The organism is Streptomyces sp. NPDC001927, from assembly GCF_053594455.1.
In genome coordinates this window covers 684873-701701 of sequence record NZ_JBSFEN010000003.1, presented here as the reverse complement: position 1 = coordinate 701701, position 16829 = coordinate 684873, and the positions used below count along the sequence as shown (strand labels likewise).

The window sequence follows — 16829 nt, the reverse complement described above, 5'->3', positions numbered from 1 at the left end:
CGCTCGGCGGGGGGCGTCACGCATGATCTCCGTACCCGGAACGCGATGGGGAATGGGAGACAGGTGTGGTGTCGGATCAACGTGTGGTGCCTGATGCCCTGCCGCCCGGCGGCCTTCCGCGCGGGATCCTGCGGTCCGAGACCCTGATCGTCCTGGCGCTGTCGCTCGGTGCGAGCGCGCTGTCGTCCCTCATCAGCTTCATCGGTTCGCTGACCAAGCCCGGCGGGCTGAAGGAACAGGCGGCGACGCTCAACGGCTCGTACGCGCCCGGGCGGCCGTGGCTCGATCTGGCCTGGCAGCTGTTCGGCATCGCCACCGCGCTCGTTCCGGTCCTGCTCGTCGCGCATCTGCTGCTGCGGGAGGGCACCGGGATGCGGGCGATCGGCTTCGACCGGACCCGTCCCTGGCCCGACCTCGGCAGGGGTGCGCTGGTCGCGGCCGTGATCGGGAGCGCGGGGCTCGCGTTCTACCTGGCGGCGCGGGGCGCCGGGTTCAACCTGACCGTGGTGCCCGAGTCGCTGCCGGACGTGTGGTGGAAGTACCCGGTCCTCATCCTGTCGGCGGTGCAGAACTCCGTCGTGGAGGAGGTCATCGTCGTCGGCTATCTGCTGCGCCGGCTCGGGCAGTTGGGGTGGACACCGATGGCCGCGCTGGTGGCGAGTTCGGTGCTGCGCGGCTCGTACCACCTCTACCAGGGCATCGGCGGCTTCATCGGGAACGTCGTGATGGGGGTCGTCTTCGTGTACCTCTACCGCCGCTGGGGGCGCGTCGGCCCGTTGGTGGTGGCGCACGCGCTGCTCGACATCGTGGCCTTCGTGGGGTACGGGCTGCTGGCGGGGCGGGTGGACTGGCTGCCCACGGTGTAGGGCAGCCCACGGTGAAGGGGCGTACGGCTTGTGCCGTACGCCCCTTCACCGTGTCTGGGGCCGCGTCAGGCGTGCAGGTCGCCTTCGATGACCGTGACCGCGTCGCCGGTCAGCAGGGTGCGGTCGCCGCGCAGCCGGGTGCGGACGATGCCGGTACGGGCGCCGCCCTGGAACCCCGTGAGGTCGTCGCGGCCGAGGCGGGCGGACCAGAGCGGGGCGAGCGCGGTGTGGGCGCTGCCGGTGACCGGGTCCTCGTCGATGCCGAGGCGGGGGAAGAAGGCCCGGGAGACGAAGTCGTAGCCCCGTTCGGGCTGTTCGGCGGCGGCGGTGACGACGACACCGCGCTCGGCGAGGCCGGCCAGGGCCGCGAGGTCGGGCGCCAGGGAGCGTACGGCTGCCTCGTCGCGGAGCTCGACGACGAGGTCGCCGATGTGGGCGGCGGTGTCGTGGACCGCGACGACCTCGGCGCCGAGGGCCTTCTCCAGGCCGGAGGGGGTCTCGACGGGGGTGAGGGACGAGGTCGGGAAGTCCATGGTGATCGAGCCGTCCGGCGCCGCCGTCGCGCTGAGGACGCCGCAGCGGGCCGTGAACCGGACGGTCCCGGTCGCGGCTCCCGTGGTGTGCAGGACGTGGGCGGTGGCGAGGGTGGCGTGGCCGCACATGTCGACCTCGGCGACCGGCGTGAACCAGCGCAGCGCCCAGTCGGCCTCGCCGCCCGGGGGAAGGGGGTGGGCGAAGGCCGTCTCGGAGAGGTTGACCTCGGCGGCGACCTTCTGGAGCCAGTGGTCGTCGGGGAAGGAGTCGAGAAGGAGGACCCCTGCCGGGTTGCCGGAGAAGGGGCGGTCGGTGAAGGCGTCGACGATTCGGATCCGCATGGACCGGACCGTACCGTGACGGGAAAGTGGCAGGCCAAGGCCAATTCCGGAGGACTGGACCGATCAGTGCGGGGACGTGAGTCACGGTCCGGCGTCGGGTGTTTCCGTGTGCCTGTGCCTGTGCCCTTGCCTACGCCTTGTCCGCCTCCCGGGCGGTCCGCTCCAGGCGGTCGCGGTACTCCTTCCACCAGGCCGTGTCGCCCGGGGGAATGCTGGTGTTGCCCTCGTTCATCCCCACGGCGCCGTCCATGAATTCCCGGAGGATGTCGGCGTGCCCGGCATGCCGGTGCGTGTCGGCGATGACGCGTACGACGGCGTGGTGCAGCGTCACCTCGTCCCTGCCCTCGGGCCACCAGGGCACGGTGCCGACCGTGTCCAGGGGCAGCGTGTCGATGGTCGCGTCCGCGTGCGCCCAGGCCCGGCGGTAGAGCCCCACGATCTGCGGGCGTGACTCCTCGGCGGTCGCCCACATGTCCGCGTTGGGTTCGGCGCCGGCCTCGACCCAGGGCAGGTCCTCGTGCGACGGCCTGCCGAAGGTGTCCCCGAGGTAGCCCAGCTCCACGCTCGCCGCGTGTTTCACCATGCCCAGGAGGTTGGTGCCGGTCGGTGTCATCGGGCGGCGGACGTCGTACTCGGAGAGCCCGTCGAGCTTCCAGAGCAGGGCGTCGCGGGCGGACTGGAGGTAGAAGCGCAGGTCGGCCTTGGGGTCCGTAGGGGTCATGGGGCCCAGTCTGGCGCTCGTGCGCGCTCCGGTCCGGGGATTTTTCGGGGTTGGTTGGCAAACGAAGTATTCCGATATATCGTTGAGGCATCGCGACCGTTCAACGATGTATACCCGATGGAAGGAGCGTTGCGATGCGTTCACATGGACACGAACACGGACATGGAGACTGCGGACCCGGCCCTCGTGGCTGGGGCGGCTTCCGCGGTGGTGACGACGAGCGGCGGCGTGCCGCCTTCGGCCCGTTCGGGCCGGGGTTCGGCGGTGGGCCGTTCCGGGGAGGGTCGTTCCCCGGCGGGCGCGGTCATGGAGGCGGCCGGGGCCGGGCGCGGCGCGGAGACGTGCGCGCTTCGATCCTCGCGCTGCTGAAGGACCGGCCGATGCACGGCTACGAGATGATCCAGGAGATCGGCGAGCGCAGCGGCGGGGCGTGGAAGCCCAGCCCCGGCTCGGTCTACCCGACCCTGCAGCTCCTCGAGGACGAGGGCCTGATCACCAGCGAGAGCGAGGGCGGCAAGAAGCTGTTCACGCTCACCGAGACCGGCCGGACCGAGGCCGAGTCGGGGCCCGAGGCCCCCTGGGAGGAGGCCGGGCGCGGAGTCGACTGGGACGCCGTCAACGAGATCCGGCAGGCCGGCTTCGGTCTGATGGAGGCGTTCGGCCAGGTCTGGAAGACCGGCAGCGCCGAGCAGCGGCAGAAGGCCGTCGAGGTCATCAACGAAGCCCGTAAGAAGCTGTATCTGATCCTGGCCGACGAGGACTGACCTTCGGGGCCAGGGGCATACCGGAGGGCCCGCGCGGCGATCGCCGCGCGGGCCCTCCGTGTGCGTGCGGGGCTCAGACCACCAGGCCGGTCAGTTTGCGCAGCGACTCGTTCAGGGCCGCAGTCGCCGAGTCCTTCAGCTTGCCCGCCATCAGGGACACGGCGGCACCCGTGAACTCGCCGTCGATCCGCACCGTCGTGGCGTCGCCGTCGGCGGCCAGGGAGTAGCGGGTCGCCACGATGACGCCCATCGGGCCCTTGCCGCGGATGGCCAGGACGCGCGCGGTCTCCAGCTCCTCCACCGTCCAGGTCACCTCGGCGGGGAAGCCCATCAGCTTCATGTTCTCCGCGAAGGTGGCACCCGTCTCCAGGGAGGCCGGGCCGCCGCTGGGGAAGTTGGTGTGGGTGGCGTTCCACTCGCCGTACGAGGAGAAGTCCGTCAGCTGCGCCCAGACCTTCTCGGCCGGCGCATCGATCCGTGTCTCGGCGCTGACTTCGGCCATACGACCACCCCTTCGCGGGTTCCGTCCGACTCTGGTGTCGCGGAACGTAGCCGGGCGGCCGTGAACATTCAATACTGATGAACCGTCAGTTCTTCGACGTCGCCGATCCACCAGATCTGCGCCGCGTCGAACCAGTCCGAGGCGCGCGGACCGCCGCTCTCGTCGTGGCAGTGGAACGCGGCCCAGAAGAGATCGGCCGGCAGCGCGTCCCGCGGCGCGTACACGCGGTAGACGTACTGCCGCCCGTCGAGCGCGAGCAGGGCGACCATCCAGAACATATTGAGGAGACGAAACGGGAGGGCCTCGTGGTTGCATTCGGGGCGCAAGGCAAGGCGGCGCGCGCCCCTCGGCCGTGATCCGGCGCAATCTCCTCCGTAAGGAGGAGGATCCGGTCGCCTGTGCCCAACTGTGGTGGGATGCACACATGCTTCTCGCCGGGGATGCTCCGGCGGCCGTCGGCTGATGAGGTGGGAGCGTGCATAGTCCTGTCCCTCGCGTACCGCAGCAGCCCACGTCCCACCGCCCTGATCTCCTCGCGTCCCGCCGCCCGGAGATTCAGCTCGGCCGCCTCACCGCCGAACTCGCGACGGTCGTGGCCAGCGCGCGCCGCCGGGCCCTGCGGGACGGCGACCGGCAGATCGACACCGCCCATCTGCTGCACTCCCTGATCGAGTCCGACCCCGAGGTCGGCGCGGCCTTCGAGGGTGGCCCGCCGCAGCTCGCGCGCGTGCTCGGCTATCTCGTCCAGCGCTCGATCGGCTACGGGCTTCGGTGGCGCGGCTCCGTAGAGGACTCCGGCGCCCTGGAGGTCGTACGGGACACGGCGGCAGCGGCGGCTGCGGCCGGCTGGTCGCCCACGGCGGCCGCCGCGATGGACGGCGCCTGGGAGCGGGCCGCGCTGCGCGGCGACCAGCGGGCGCGGGGCCTCGATCTGCTGGCCGTCATCGCCGCGGACCCGGAGAGCAGGGCCGTCGAGGTGCTGGGCCGGGCCGGGGTCGATCCGCGCGTTCTCGCCGACCGGATCGGGGAGCTGTCTCAACAGGTGTGACGGGGGTGACGCTCCTGACGCCGTCCTGTCATGATGGCCCGATGCACGCGTCTCAGGGGAGAAGCGCCGGCCTGGGACTTGCCCTGGCCTCGGCCTTCGCATTTGGCGGTTCAGGTGTGGCGGCGAAGCCGCTCATCGAAGCGGGGCTCGACCCGCTCCATGTGGTGTGGCTCCGGGTCGCCGGCGCCGCGCTCGTCATGCTGCCCGTGGCCTGGCGCCACCGCGACCTCCTGCGGCGCAAGCCGGCCCTGCTCGCCGGATTCGGCCTCCTCGCCGTGGCCGGTGTCCAGGCCTTCTACTTCGCCTCGATCTCCCGGATCCCGGTCGGCGTCGCGCTGCTCATCGAGTACCTCGCGCCCGCCCTCGTCCTCGGCTGGGTCCGCTTCGTCCAGCGCCGGCCGGTCACGCGCGCCGCCGCGCTCGGCGTCGTCCTCGCCGTCGGCGGCCTCGCCTGCGTCGTCCAGGTCTGGTCCGGACTCACCTTCGACCTGCTCGGACTTCTTCTGGCGCTCGGCGCCGCGTGCTGCCAGGTCGGCTACTTCGTCCTCTCCGACCACGGCGGCGACGAGTCCGACCCGGTGGACCCGCTGGGCGTCATCGCGTACGGACTCCTCATCGGCGCGCTCGTCCTCACCGTGATCGCCCGGCCGTGGGGGATGGACTGGTCCCTGCTCGGCGGCGACGCGGACATGAACGGTACGGGCGTGGCCGCCTGGCTGCTCCTCGGCTGGATCGTGCTGATCGCCACCGTCCTCGCGTACGTCACCGGCGTCGTCTCGGTCCGCCGCCTCTCACCCCAGGTCGCCGGTGTCGTCGCCTGCCTGGAGGCCGTCATCGCGACGGTCCTGGCCTGGGTGCTGCTCGGCGAACACCTGGGGGCGCCGCAGATCATCGGCGGCGCGGTGGTCCTCGTCGGCGCGTTCATCGCCCAGTCGTCGACGCCGAAGGCGGCGTCCGTCGAGCCTGTGGCCGGGTCCGTACAGACCGCGCACGACGAATCCGAGTTGTCCGCCGGGCGGACCGGAGCCTAGGGTGAGGATCATGCATTCGACCGTGCTTCCGCCTCCTGCCGCCTAGGCGCGGGCGGCGTTCTCTCTGACGAAGACCGGGCTCGGGTAGTCCCCGAGCGGTCCGTCGCTGCCCGCGTGCGGAGTCGAGCGACCACATCACCCTGTTTTCGTACGGAGAAGAAGCACGTGTCGAACTCTTCGCTGTCCTCGTCCGTGACGGCCATGCCTGCCGTCGGGCGGAGTCTGCTCTATCTGATCGTCGCCGGAATCGCCTGGGGCACCGCGGGCGCCGCGGCCTCGCTGATCTTTCGGGTCAGCGACATGGGGCCGCTGGCCCTCTCCTTCTGGCGGTGCGCCGGTGGACTCGTCCTGCTGCTCGGGGCGTTGGCCCTGCGGCCGCGCCGGCGTGCGGGCGTGGTGGCCGAGCCGCGCCGGAGGCGGCTGATCCGGATCCTCGGTACGGGGGTCGGTCTCACCGTCTTCCAGAGCGCCTACTTCGCCGCCGTCGAGGCCACCGGGCTCGCGGTCGGCACCGTCGTCACGCTCGGCGCAGGCCCCGTCCTGATCGCCGTCGGCGCCCGGCTCGGCATGGGTGAACGGCTCGGCCGCGGGGGAGCGCTGGCCGTGACCGGTGCTCTCCTGGGGCTCGGTGTGCTCGTCCTCGGTGGCGAGGGCGGCGAGGTCAGGCCCGTGGGGGTGGGGCTCGCCGTGCTCTCGGCCGCCGGGTACGCGGCGATCACGCTGCTCACCCGGTGGCTCGGGCGGGACGGGGGCGGCTCGGACGCACTGTCGACGACCACGTGGGCCTTCGCGATCGGCGCGGTGGGGCTGCTGCCGATGGCTCTTCTGGAGTCCCCCGGGGGCCTGCTGCCGGAGACGGGTCAGCCGGTGGAGGTGCTCGTGCTGGTGATCTATGTAGCGGCGGTGCCGACGGCGCTCGCGTACGCGCTGTACTTCGCCGGGGCGGCCGTGGTCAGGGCCGCGACGGTGTCGGTGATCATGCTTCTGGAGCCGGTGAGCGCGGCGGTGATCGCCGTCGCGGTACTGGGCGAGGAGCTGGCCGCCGCCACGGTGGTGGGCACGCTGGTGCTGCTCGCGGCGGTGACGGGGCTCGCGCTCGCCGAGGCGCGGTCGGCCGCGGTGCGGCGGCGGGCCGCCGCTCCGGCCTAGTCCGAGCGCGGGGGGCGTCGGCGGGTCGCCGCTCCGGCCGGATCGATACGAAGGTGCCCTAGTTCGGGCTTGCGGGGCGGCGGCGGAGCTGGTGGGTCGCCGCCTCCGCGTCGCCTCGCGCGGCGCGCGTCGTCAGGCCCGCCACGATCGCGTCCTGGACCGGTTCCGGCTTGTGATGGGCGTACTTGAACTTGGCGCGGACATCGGTCACGTCGAGGCGTACGCCCCTCAGGCCCGCCAGCAGGCGGCCGAAAGGGGCCTCGTCCGGCGCGACCGGGGCGGTGCCGCCCTCCGGCTGGAAGTGGGCGACCTGGCGGTTGAGGAGCTCCGCCTTCTCCGCCGGGTCGTCGACCACGTGGGCCGTGCAGCGCAGTTGGACGGCGGCGTAGAAGGAGGTCGGCGTGCCGTGTTCGGGCGGGGCTCCCTCGGGGGCCGCCCACGGGCCCGGGACGTAGGCGTAGTCGTCGACCACGCTCAGCAGGACCGTCGGGTTCTCCTCCAGCGCCCGCCACAGGGGGTTGGGGCGGGCGAGATGGGTGAGCACCTGCCCGTACGGGCCGGGCGCGGAGTCGTACCGGAAGTGCAGCGGCTGCACCCACGGCGGCTCGCCGGGCGGTCCGTTGACGGCGAGCTGGCCGAAGTCGTGCCGGGACAGCCAGGTGCGCCACTCGTCGGAGTCGTGGGCGGCGTCCCAGGGGTGGATCAGCATGGCGGGTCGGTCCTCAGGGGGTGGCCAGGTAGGCGGGAAGGGCGACCGACGGGTCCAGGTCGTCCGCCGGGATCGGGGTGCCGTAGGTCTTGCGTACCGGGACCACGCCGGCCCAGTGGGGGAGCGTCGCGTCCTCCGGGTCGTCGTTCGGGCCGCCCGTGCGGAGCTTGGCGGAGACCTCGTCGAGGTCCAGGCGCAGGACGGCCGTCGCGGCCAGCTCCTTGGCGTTGGCCCGGCGGGAGTCGGCGGCGCGGCCGGGGACGACGTGGTCGACCAGGGCGTCGAGGGCGGTGCGCAGCTCCTCGGGGTCGGTGACCTGGTGGGCCGTGCCGTGGACCACGACGGAGCGGTAGTTCATGGAGTGGTGGAACGCCGACTTGGCCAGGACCAGGCCGTCGACGTGCGTCACCGTCAGACAGACCGGCAGTCCGGGGGCCTCCTCGCCCGAGCCCGCCATGCGCAGCGGGCGCGAGCCGGTGGAGCCGTGGACGTAGAGACGGTCGCCGATCCGGCCGTAGAGCGTCGGCAGGACGACGGGCGCGCCGTCGCGGACGAAGCCGAGGTGGCAGACGTACGCCTCGTCGAGGATCGAGTGCACCAGCGCCCGGTCGTACGAGGCGCGGTCGCGGGAGCGAGTGGGGACGGTCCGCTCGGTCGGCTTGTAGGCGTCTATGGCGTCCGTGGCGTCTGTTGGCGTGGCCGTCGTCATTGCGATCTCCATTGCACTAGTGCATAATGTTGTTTGTGCTAGGAGAGTATCGGATCGAAGGTCGTCGCGCATCGGAGATTGCCGCCAGCGTCGAGCGCGGGGTCGCTACGGGTGCGCTGGAGCCCGGTCAACTGCTTCCGCCCATGCGGGAGTTGGCGGGCGCGCTCGGCGTGAACCCGAACACGGTCGCCGCCGCGTACCGGACGCTGCGCGAGCGCGGGGTCATCGAGACGGACGGACGCCGGGGCAGCCGGGTGCGGGCCAAACCCGCGACGACGGCCCGCGGGTCGATCCGGGTGGAGGCGCCCCCTGGCGTACGGGACGTCAGCCAGGGCAACCCCGACCCGGAGCTGCTGCCCCCGCTCGGCGCGGCGTTCGCCGAGGCCGCTCGGCGGGAGGCTGAGCGGCCCGGGCTGTACGGGGAGGCCCCCGTGGACGAGGGGTTCGCGCGGCTCGCGCGCGCCGCGTTCGACGCGGACGGGGTCCCCGACGGGCCGATCGCCGTCACCTCGGGGGCGCTGGACGCGATCGAGCGGGTCCTCGCGGTCCACCTCAGGCCCGGCGACGCCGTCGCCGTCGAGGACCCCGGGTGGGGGAGCCTCCTCGACCTCGTACCGGCCCTCGGGCTGCGGCCGGTGCCGATCCCGGTCGACGACGACGGCCCGCTGCCGGCGGCCGTGGCGGGGGCGCTGCGCGACGGGGCACGCGCGGTGATCGTCACCGACCGGGCACAGAACCCGACCGGGGCGGCCGTGGGCGCCGAGCGCGCCGAGGCCCTGCGCTGCCTGCTCGCCGACCACCCGGACGTGCTGCTCATCGAGGACGACCACGGGCACGGCATCGTCGACCTGCCGCTGTCGCCGCTGGCGGGGGTGACCCGCCACTGGGCCTTCGTACGGTCCGTGGCCAAGGCCTACGGGCCCGACCTGCGGGTCGCCTGCCTGACCGGCGACGCCGAGACCGTCGATCGGGTCCTCGGGCGCCAGCGGCTCGGCCCCGGCTGGGTCAGCAGGATCCTCCAGCGCGCGGTCGCCCACCTGTGGGCCACGGGCGCGGTGGACCCGGCGGCCGTCGCGGGGGCGTACGCGGCGCGGCGCGACCGGCTCGTACGGGCCCTGGAGCGGCGCGGGGTCGAGGCGTTCGGGCGCAGCGGCATGAATGTGTGGGTCCCCGTCGCCGACGAGACGGGCGCGGTGACCCGGCTCCTCGGCGCGGGGTGGGCGGTGGCTCCCGGCGCCCGCTTCCGCCTGAGCACCGGACCGGCCGTCCGGGTCACCGTCTCCGGCCTGCGGCAGGAGGACATCGAGCCCCTGGCCGACGCGGTCGCGAACGCGTCGGGACCGGCGCCGGCCAGGAGCTACGGCTGAGGCTTGGGGGTGGGGGGCTTAGGTGCGGGCTGCCGGGTGGCGGTCCGGGGTCGGTGCTGCGGGGGCGGAAGCGGTCCCCTGGGCGATCGGCGTGGTCTTCGGGTGTCTGGACGGGGCTCGGCGCTGGGTCAGGGCCGCGCCCGCGAGGACGATCACCGCGCCGACCGGGGTGTTCCAGGCGAGCTGCTCGTCCAGGAGGGCCACGCCGGCCGCCGTGGCGATCACCGGGATGAAGTACGTGACCATCGACGCCGTCGTCGGGCCGACCTCGGCCACGACCCCGTACTGCAGGAGCATCGCGTACCCCGTGCCGAGCGCGCCCAGGGCGATCACGGCGAGCAGCGGAACGACCTCGACCGACGACGGGAGCGACGTGAACAGCGGGGTCACCACCGCCAGTTGGAGCGTCGCGAGCCCCACCTGGGAGCCGGCGAGCGAGAGGTTCGACGCGCCCGTGCCGGCCAGCGTGCGGCGGACGTAGATCCAGCCGACCGCGTAGCTGAACGAGGCGAGCAGGGCCATCGCCGTACCCGTGACGTCCAGTCCGGAGAAGCCCTGCCAGGCGCCGAGCACCGTCAGGACCCCGATGAAGCCGATGCCGAGCCCCGCCGCGCGCACCCGCGTCGGGCGGTCCTCGGAGAGCGCGACCAGCGAGAGGACCATGCCCCACAGGGGTGTCGTGGCGTTGCAGATGCCCGCGAGCGTCGAGGGGATGGTCAGCTCGGCGTACGAGAAGAGCGAGAACGGCAGTGCGTTGAGCAGGAACGCGGCCACCGTCAGATGGAGCCAGGTGCGGCGGCCGCGCGGCAGCCGCTCGCGCTTGATCAGCATCGCGACGGCCAGCACCGCCGTACCGAACAACAGGCGGCCGAAGGTCACCTGGAACGGCGCGAACCCCTCCGTGCCGACCTTGATGAAGACGAAGCTGAAGCCCCAGATCAGGGCCAGTACGCCGAAGCGGACCCGCCAGTCGAGAAGGCGTGAACGGCGGGAGGGGGAGGCTTCGGGAGCGGCTTCGGCGGAGGCGGGGGAGGTGAGGGAGGTGGCGGAGGCGGGGTCGGCGGGCGGAGAGGTCGCGGAGCTCATGCCCCTAAGGGTGGATGCTTCAACCTCGTAGAACAAGCGAGATTAAGTGAAGCGCTCCCCTTAGTATTGCTTACATGTTGAACCTGGAGCGCTTGCGGACCCTGGACGCCGTCGCACGGCACGGATCGGTCAGCGGTGCGGCCGACGGCCTGCACGTCACCACCTCGGCCGTGTCGCAGCAGCTGTCCAAGCTGGAGCGGGAGATCGGCCAGCAGCTGCTGGCCAAGAACGGCCGGGGTGTCCGGCTCACCGACGCCGGGCTGCTGCTCGCCGAGCACGCGGCGCGCATTCTGTCCCAGGTGGAGCTCGCGCAGGCGGACATCGAGGCGCAGCGCGGACAGGTGGTCGGCGAGGTGCGGATCGCGGCCTTCCCGACGGCGGCGCGCGGGCTGCTGCCGGGCGCCCTCGCCGCGCTGCGCACCGCCCACCCCGATCTCCGCGTGAAGACCACCGAGCTGGAGCCGGAGCAGGGCATCCGTGAGGTCCTGCGGGGCGACGCCGACCTCGCGATCGTCCTGGACTGGAGCAACAAGCGCGCCCCGGTGCCGGGCGGGCTGGAACGCGTCCACCTCCTGGACGACGCCGCGGACGTCGCCGTACCCGCCGGGCATCCGCTGGCCGGGCGGGACGAGGTGGACCTGATCGACTTCGGCGACGACGACTGGGTCTCCTGGCCCGAGGGCGAGTTCTGCCACGACTGGCTCATGTTCACCCTGCGCTCGCAGGGCATGGAGCCGCGCATCGCCCATCTCGCGGGGGAGCACCACACCCAGCTCGCGCTGATCGCCGCCGGGCTCGGGGTGTGCGTCACCCCGCGCCTCGGTCGCGGACCGACACCGGAGGGGATCGCGTTCGTGCCGGTACGGCAGAAGGTGAAGCGGCACATCTACGCGACCTGGCGCAGCGACGCCGACCGGCGGCCGTCCATCCGGGCGGCGGTCGAGGCGCTGCAGGGCGTCGGCGGGCCGCTGAGCCTCTGAGGTGCGGGGACGGAGAGGTGCGTACGTCTCGCCCGGCCCCTCAGAGGGAGGCCAGCTTGCGGAAGTCCCAGGACGCGACGGCGTCCGGGGTCAGCTTCAGCCAGGCGTGCCGGCCGTCGTGCGGCATCACGTCCAGGCCGAAGTTCTTGGCGGCGAACAGCCGCTCCGGCACGTCAAGTTCGGGGCACGGTTCGCCCGTGCGCGGGGCCTCGCCGACGAAGACGGCCGTGCCCGACAGCTCGGCGCCCCGCAGCTCTCCGTACTCCACACCGTCGTCGACGACCACCGCGATCCGCGGATTCGCGCGCAGCTCCGCCCAACGGCGGCTCCTGGTGATCGAGTAGAGCCAGAGCGAGGTGCCGTCCCAGACGAACCAGAGGGCGCCGACATGGGGGCGGCCGTCCGCGGAGACGGTCGCGACCCGGCAGGTGCGCTGCTCGGTGAGGAAGCTGTCCAGCTCTTCCGGGGTCATCATGATCCGGCGTCCACGGCGCTGTGCGACGGTCATCGTCCGCCCCTTCTCTGTCATTCCGATGGAGTCCCATGGATTCTGATGGAGTGTCAGGAATCATGGGCGCTCTTCCCTCCTGGGGCAAGGGTGGCTAGCCTCCCCCGCCCGGAGTACGCCAGCCGCGGCACGGGGGACAGGGGAGACGATCATGGCCAGTGGGAAACAGTGGGCGCAGCTCCAGGAGCAGCTCGAACCGGCCGGAACGGTGCTGCTCACCGTCGAGTGCCAGCAGGGAGTCGTCGGCCGGGACAGCGCCCTGCCCGAACTGGCCACCGCCGCCCGCTCGTCGGGCGCGCTGGCCAACGTCGCCCGGCTGGTCGCGGCCGCGCACGAGGCCGACGTCCAGGTGCTGCACGCGGTCGCCGAACGGCGGCCCGACGGGCGCGGAGCCAACACCAACGCCCGGCTCTTCCGGGCCGCGGCCCGGCTGCCCGTCCAACAGCACAGCGGGAGTACGGCGGTTCGAATCGCCGAGCCCATCGAGGTCTCCGAACAGGACCTGGTCGTACGGAGGTTGCACGGGCTGTCGCCGCTCGCCGGGACCGATGTGGACCCGCTGCTGCGCAACCTCGGCTGCCGCACACTTGTCGTCACCGGCGTCTCGGCCAACGTGGCGATCCCCAACGCCGTCTTCGACGCGGTCAACCTCGGATACACCGTGGTCGTGCCCGGGGACGCCATCGCGGGGGTGCCGGCCGACTACACCCCCGCGATGATCCGTCACACGCTCGCGCTCGTCTCCACCGTCACCACGACGGAAGACGTGCTGAGCTGCTGGAAGAGCCCGCGGCGCGTCACGCGCGCGTGAAGCACCCGAGGCGCGTCACGCGCACGTGAAGCGTCCGAGGTGCGTCACGCGAGGGTGATCGAGTCCCCCTCCAACTTGATCGGGGTCGGCGGCAGCGGCGCGGTGGCGGGGCCGCCCTTCACGCTGCCGTCCGACGCGTCGAACTTGCTCTGGTGGCAGGGGCAGGTGATCACCCCGTCGGCGACACCGCTGACCGCGCAGCCCTGGTGGGTGCACTTGGAGGAGAAGGCCTTGAACTCGCCCGCCTTAGGCTGGGTGATCACCACGCCCTGACCGTCCAGGACCTTGCCGCCGCCCACCGGGATGTCCGCCGTCTTCGCGAGCGCGGCCCCGGCCTCCTGCGGCGCGTCCGCCCCGCCGCCGCTGCCCTTGTCGTTCGTGCCGCCGCCTCCGCAGGCGGTCAGCGCCGCCACCAGGCCCGCGCCACTCGCCGCCGCGACGACCGTCCGACGTGCCACACCACTCATCGCACTCCCCTTGCGTTCCGATCGGTTCCCCATCGGTTTCGACGGGACCGGTTTCGTTGGGACCCGTTGGGACGGGACCAGATTCGATCTCCTTGCGGAGTGAGTACGCGCCGGGGTACCGAAACGTTCAACCCTTCGACGAGTCGGCGCGCAGCGCCGCCAGGACCTCGCCCGCGAGGGCCACCGGGTCGCCCGCCGGACGCGTCGGGTACGTCGCGTGGCCGCGCGCCCAGGTGTCGTCCACCGCGAACCAGTCGATCGCGGCCGGAGCCGTACCGCTGACGAGAGCACGGTCGAGATCCGCGAAGTACGTGCGCCAGCGCGGCCCGTACAGGTCCTGGAGGAGCCCGGACCATTCGCGGTTGGCGTAGTCGCGCAGGCCGCCCTCGCTCGGCACGCGGTCGCCCCAGGTCGTCAGGATCGAGCGGGCGTCGTATTCGAGCCGGTCGCGCTCGGCGGCGTCCGCGCCCCAGGACCGGGCGTCGCTGAGCCACGGCCCGAGCAGGAAGCGCCTGTCGGAGCCGACCAGCCGGCCGAGCAGCTCGATGTCGGCGTTCCACTCGCCCACCAGGGCCCGGAAGCCGGCCAGGTCCTTGCCCTCGTACGCCGACTTGATCCGGGGGAGGAGGACCCGGCTGCGGTTGGTGAGCGCCTGGCGGGCCACGTCGACCAGGTCGTAGCGGTACGCGTCCGTGGTCCGCAGTGCCGGGGCCACCTGGAGCAGCTCCGCGAGCGCGAGCTCCACGCTCGCCGGGTCGTAGCGCATCGTGGACGGGCTCCACCGCGCGGCGCGGACCGCCGTCAGGCTCGGGCGGGCGGTGAACAGGCTGTCCTGAGGCTCGCTCCAGGTGCCCGAGGGCATGCTGTACGGGCCGACGCGCAACTGCTCCCAGGCGGCTGTCGCGTGCGGGTCCTCACCGCCGTAGCGGCGGGCGGCGTACGTGGCGAACCAGGACGCCTGGTCGATCGGCTCGCGCTGCCAGGCGAGTTCGGTGAACAGATCGAAGGCCGCGGGGCTGCCGCCGGTGGCCTCCGGCAGGTACGCGATGCCGCGCAGCGCGCTGTCGGGTTTCGCCAGCCACGCGTGGAAACGGCTCAGCCACGCACCGGTGTTGGCGCCCAGACCGCTGTGGCCGCCGAAGTTGGGGATCGTGCCGAAGGCGTAGGGCGTACCGCCCCAATGGGTCTCCCGGTCCAGGTCGTCGTACCGGTCGGAGAGGCCGTCGACGACGAGGAGCCGACTGCGGTCCACTCCGTCGAGGAGGGCCGCCGACGGGTTGTCCTGCCAGCCGAGCATGACCCAGGTGGCGCCTGGATGGGCGGTCTCCAGGGCCAGTTGGACCGCGCCGGCCGCGCTCGGGACGTCGACGGGACCGGAGCTGCCGCCCTCGTGCAGCAGGTCCATCTTGAACATGTCCGTGGCGCCGAACTTCTCCTGCTGCACGCGGTAGAAGGTGGCGGCCACCCGGTCGAAGACGGGTCCCGTCGGGTCCAGCCAGTCGGGGCGCTCGAACCCCACCCACTTGCCCTGCGGCACGGTGACCGCACCCGGGTTGCGGTCGGCGAAGCCGGGCGGCACCGTGCCGAAGAAGCCCGGCAGGACGGCGGTCATGCCGAGCGCGCGCAGCCGGTCGGCGATCTTGCGGCCCAGTTCCGCGCGGGCGTCGACGAGTTGGTGGGAGACGGGGCCCGCGAAGCCGGACAGGTTCTGCAGCAGCCACCAGCCCTGGTGAGCCGGACCGGGAATCCACGCGCGCAACTCGGCCTCGCTGTAACCGAATTGCCGGAACGTCTCGTAGTACGTGTACTCGGCGCCGGTCGGGACGAAGACCTCGTTCACGCCGTGCAGCGCCATCAGGTCGATGTCGCGCTGGTACGAGGTGAAGTCCCGGTACGCGCCGGAGTAGCCCTCGTCGGTGTCGTTCAGGGCGTAGCGGTGCGGCACGCTCGCCGTGCGCGTGATCTCGCCGTCGACCGCCGGGAGCGTGGCGGGCAGGCGGCCGAGGCTGTCGCCGGGCCAGCCGATGTCGACCCCGGCGACGTGCTCCAGGTACCACCCGGCGCCGGTGAGCAGCGTGGCCGGTGACGTGCCCCGTACGACGATGGCCCCGGCCCGGCCGGAGACGGCGAAGGAGTCCTCCTCGGAGCCGGCGGCCCGGGCGATCGGGACGAGCGTGAACTGCGCGGCCCGGGTGGCCAGCAGACGCTCCAGGGCGGCGCGGGCGGGGGCGGTGTCGAAGGCGGGGGCTTTCCGGTCGGCGGTGGCCGTGGGCGTCCGGGCGACCGTGGCCGCCCGGGGGTCGGCTGCGGTGGTCGGGGTGGCGGGGAGCGCCAGCGCGGTCGTCGCGGCCAGCGCCACGACGGTGAGCGTCCTACGGACTCGAAGGACCAGGTGACTGCCCATCCAGCTCTCTCCTCGGAGTGGTTGACGCATGATCAGCTCACTGTCCGACGAACGACCGGCCCCGCGCCGCAGGCGGAGCCGGTTTCCGGCGGCGCTCATCCGTGCGGGTGCAGCACCGGGCGCACGTGGCGCGCCCGGTGACGTGCTTAGCGCATGTCAGGTACGCGACGGAAGGCCGCGTACCGGGCGCACGGACGTGTAGCGAGCGCACGGACGCGCATTCAGCGCACGGCCTGCTTCACCAGCTCGCCGACGCGCGCCTCCACCTCGGGCGTCACCTCCGTCAGGGCGAAGCCCGCGGGCCACATGGGGCCCGCGTCCAGTCGCGCCAGGTCGCTGAAGCCGAGCGTCGCGTAACGCGCCTTGAACTTCTCCGCGCTCTGGAAGAAGCAGAGGACCTTGCCGTCGAGCGCGTAGGCGGGCATGCCGTACCAGAGCTTCGGCGCGAGGGCGGGGGCCGCGGCGGTGATGACGGCGTGGAGGCGCTCGGCCATCGTCCGGTCCGAGTCCTGCATCTCGGCGATCTTCGCGAGCACGTCGCGCTCCGCCTCCGCCGCCTTGTCGGCGCGCGAGCCGCGCCGCGCCGCCGCGCGCAGCTCCTGCGCGTGGTCCTTCATCGCGGCCCGCTCCTCGGCCGTGAAGCCCTCGTACGCGGTGTTGGTCGTGTTGCTCGTCGTGGTGCTCGCCTTGCTGGTCATGGCTACTCCCGTCGTGGTGGGCCGGCGGCCCGTTCGTTGTGGTCACAGCCTCGCCCGGCGGGGGTACGGGCCGCCTCCGTGCTGACCACGGAATCACCACGGAGGCACAGTCGGTGGCGAGGGAACCGTGGAGC

Annotated in this window: 19 protein-coding genes; 8 read left to right on the top strand and 11 right to left on the bottom strand. The window is 72.6% G+C overall.

Annotated features, from left to right (window positions below; genetic code table 11):
* Positions 1-86 precede the first annotated feature (86 nt).
* Complete coding sequence (locus ACWCO8_RS10435) at positions 87-866, top strand: CPBP family intramembrane glutamic endopeptidase (protein ID WP_362009572.1); 780 nt, start codon at positions 87-89, stop codon at positions 864-866.
* Positions 867-931: 65 nt separating this feature from the next.
* On the opposite strand, the gene ACWCO8_RS10430 is transcribed toward ACWCO8_RS10435, so the two are convergent.
* Positions 932-1741, bottom strand: coding sequence for a PhzF family phenazine biosynthesis protein (locus tag ACWCO8_RS10430; RefSeq protein WP_451031899.1), 810 nt, complete (start codon positions 1739-1741; stop codon positions 932-934).
* 130 nt (positions 1742-1871) lie between these two features.
* Positions 1872-2462, bottom strand: a complete 591-nt coding sequence (locus tag ACWCO8_RS10425; RefSeq protein ID WP_451031898.1) for a DinB family protein — start codon at positions 2460-2462, stop codon at positions 1872-1874.
* Between the two features lie 134 nt (positions 2463-2596).
* Between ACWCO8_RS10425 and ACWCO8_RS10420 the strand changes: the two genes are divergently transcribed.
* On the top strand, positions 2597-3226 hold the full coding sequence (locus ACWCO8_RS10420; RefSeq protein WP_451031897.1) for a PadR family transcriptional regulator: 630 nt from the start codon (positions 2597-2599) through the stop codon (positions 3224-3226).
* 73 nt (positions 3227-3299) lie between these two features.
* Here ACWCO8_RS10420 and ACWCO8_RS10415 read toward each other — a convergent pair whose 3' ends face one another.
* Both ACWCO8_RS10415 and ACWCO8_RS10410 read right to left on the bottom strand, forming a co-directional pair.
* Entirely contained in the window at positions 3300-3728 is a 429-nt protein-coding gene (locus tag ACWCO8_RS10415; protein WP_451031896.1) for a type II toxin-antitoxin system Rv0910 family toxin, read from the bottom strand.
* 68 nt (positions 3729-3796) lie between these two features.
* A complete protein-coding gene (locus tag ACWCO8_RS10410) occupies positions 3797-4006 on the bottom strand; it encodes a hypothetical protein (RefSeq protein ID WP_362009586.1) in 210 nt (69 codons plus the stop codon).
* Between the two features lie 197 nt (positions 4007-4203).
* Here ACWCO8_RS10410 and ACWCO8_RS10405 point away from each other — a divergent pair, with 197 nt between their 5' ends.
* The 3 genes from ACWCO8_RS10405 to ACWCO8_RS10395 all read left to right on the top strand — a co-directional run bounded on the left by ACWCO8_RS10405 (position 4204) and on the right by ACWCO8_RS10395 (position 6956).
* A complete protein-coding gene (locus ACWCO8_RS10405) occupies positions 4204-4776 on the top strand; it encodes a Clp protease N-terminal domain-containing protein (protein ID WP_451031895.1) in 573 nt (190 codons plus the stop codon).
* A gap of 41 nt (positions 4777-4817) precedes the next feature.
* Positions 4818-5807 carry an EamA family transporter gene (locus ACWCO8_RS10400; RefSeq protein ID WP_362009590.1) on the top strand — a complete coding sequence of 330 codons (990 nt, stop codon included), beginning with the start codon at positions 4818-4820 and terminating at the stop codon, positions 5805-5807.
* A 201-nt stretch (positions 5808-6008) separates the two neighbouring features.
* A complete protein-coding gene (locus ACWCO8_RS10395; RefSeq protein ID WP_451031934.1) occupies positions 6009-6956 on the top strand; it encodes a DMT family transporter in 948 nt (315 codons plus the stop codon).
* Positions 6957-7014: 58 nt separating this feature from the next.
* Here ACWCO8_RS10395 and ACWCO8_RS10390 read toward each other — a convergent pair whose 3' ends face one another.
* Complete coding sequence (locus ACWCO8_RS10390; RefSeq protein WP_451031894.1) at positions 7015-7665, bottom strand: FMN-binding negative transcriptional regulator; 651 nt, start codon at positions 7663-7665, stop codon at positions 7015-7017.
* A 13-nt stretch (positions 7666-7678) separates the two neighbouring features.
* Positions 7679-8374 (bottom strand): pyridoxamine 5'-phosphate oxidase family protein, encoded by a 696-nt coding sequence (locus ACWCO8_RS10385; protein WP_451031893.1) that lies wholly within the window; start codon positions 8372-8374, stop codon positions 7679-7681.
* A gap of 35 nt (positions 8375-8409) precedes the next feature.
* Here ACWCO8_RS10385 and ACWCO8_RS10380 point away from each other — a divergent pair, with 35 nt between their 5' ends.
* The gene (locus ACWCO8_RS10380; RefSeq protein ID WP_451031892.1) at positions 8410-9741 is read left to right on the top strand and encodes an aminotransferase class I/II-fold pyridoxal phosphate-dependent enzyme; all 1332 of its coding nucleotides are present in this window, start codon (positions 8410-8412) and stop codon (positions 9739-9741) included.
* Between the two features lie 18 nt (positions 9742-9759).
* On the opposite strand, the gene ACWCO8_RS10375 is transcribed toward ACWCO8_RS10380, so the two are convergent.
* On the bottom strand, positions 9760-10827 hold the full coding sequence (locus tag ACWCO8_RS10375) for a DMT family transporter (protein WP_451031891.1): 1068 nt from the start codon (positions 10825-10827) through the stop codon (positions 9760-9762).
* A 74-nt stretch (positions 10828-10901) separates the two neighbouring features.
* Between ACWCO8_RS10375 and ACWCO8_RS10370 the strand changes: the two genes are divergently transcribed.
* Positions 10902-11807, top strand: coding sequence for a LysR substrate-binding domain-containing protein (locus ACWCO8_RS10370; protein WP_451031890.1), 906 nt, complete (start codon positions 10902-10904; stop codon positions 11805-11807).
* A gap of 40 nt (positions 11808-11847) precedes the next feature.
* On the opposite strand, the gene ACWCO8_RS10365 is transcribed toward ACWCO8_RS10370, so the two are convergent.
* Positions 11848-12315, bottom strand: coding sequence for a pyridoxamine 5'-phosphate oxidase family protein (locus tag ACWCO8_RS10365; RefSeq protein WP_362009606.1), 468 nt, complete (start codon positions 12313-12315; stop codon positions 11848-11850).
* Positions 12316-12466: 151 nt separating this feature from the next.
* Here ACWCO8_RS10365 and ACWCO8_RS10360 point away from each other — a divergent pair, with 151 nt between their 5' ends.
* The gene (locus ACWCO8_RS10360) at positions 12467-13126 is read left to right on the top strand and encodes a cysteine hydrolase (protein WP_451031889.1); all 660 of its coding nucleotides are present in this window, start codon (positions 12467-12469) and stop codon (positions 13124-13126) included.
* Positions 13127-13170: 44 nt separating this feature from the next.
* Here ACWCO8_RS10360 and ACWCO8_RS10355 read toward each other — a convergent pair whose 3' ends face one another.
* The 3 genes from ACWCO8_RS10355 to ACWCO8_RS10345 all read right to left on the bottom strand — a co-directional run bounded on the left by ACWCO8_RS10355 (position 13171) and on the right by ACWCO8_RS10345 (position 16695).
* Positions 13171-13593 (bottom strand): Rieske (2Fe-2S) protein, encoded by a 423-nt coding sequence (locus ACWCO8_RS10355; RefSeq protein WP_451031888.1) that lies wholly within the window; start codon positions 13591-13593, stop codon positions 13171-13173.
* A gap of 127 nt (positions 13594-13720) precedes the next feature.
* Positions 13721-15997 carry an alpha-N-acetylglucosaminidase gene (locus ACWCO8_RS10350; protein ID WP_451031887.1) on the bottom strand — a complete coding sequence of 759 codons (2277 nt, stop codon included), beginning with the start codon at positions 15995-15997 and terminating at the stop codon, positions 13721-13723.
* 221 nt (positions 15998-16218) lie between these two features.
* On the bottom strand, positions 16219-16695 hold the full coding sequence (locus ACWCO8_RS10345; protein ID WP_451031886.1) for an iron chaperone: 477 nt from the start codon (positions 16693-16695) through the stop codon (positions 16219-16221).
* Positions 16696-16829: the final 134 nt, after the last annotated feature.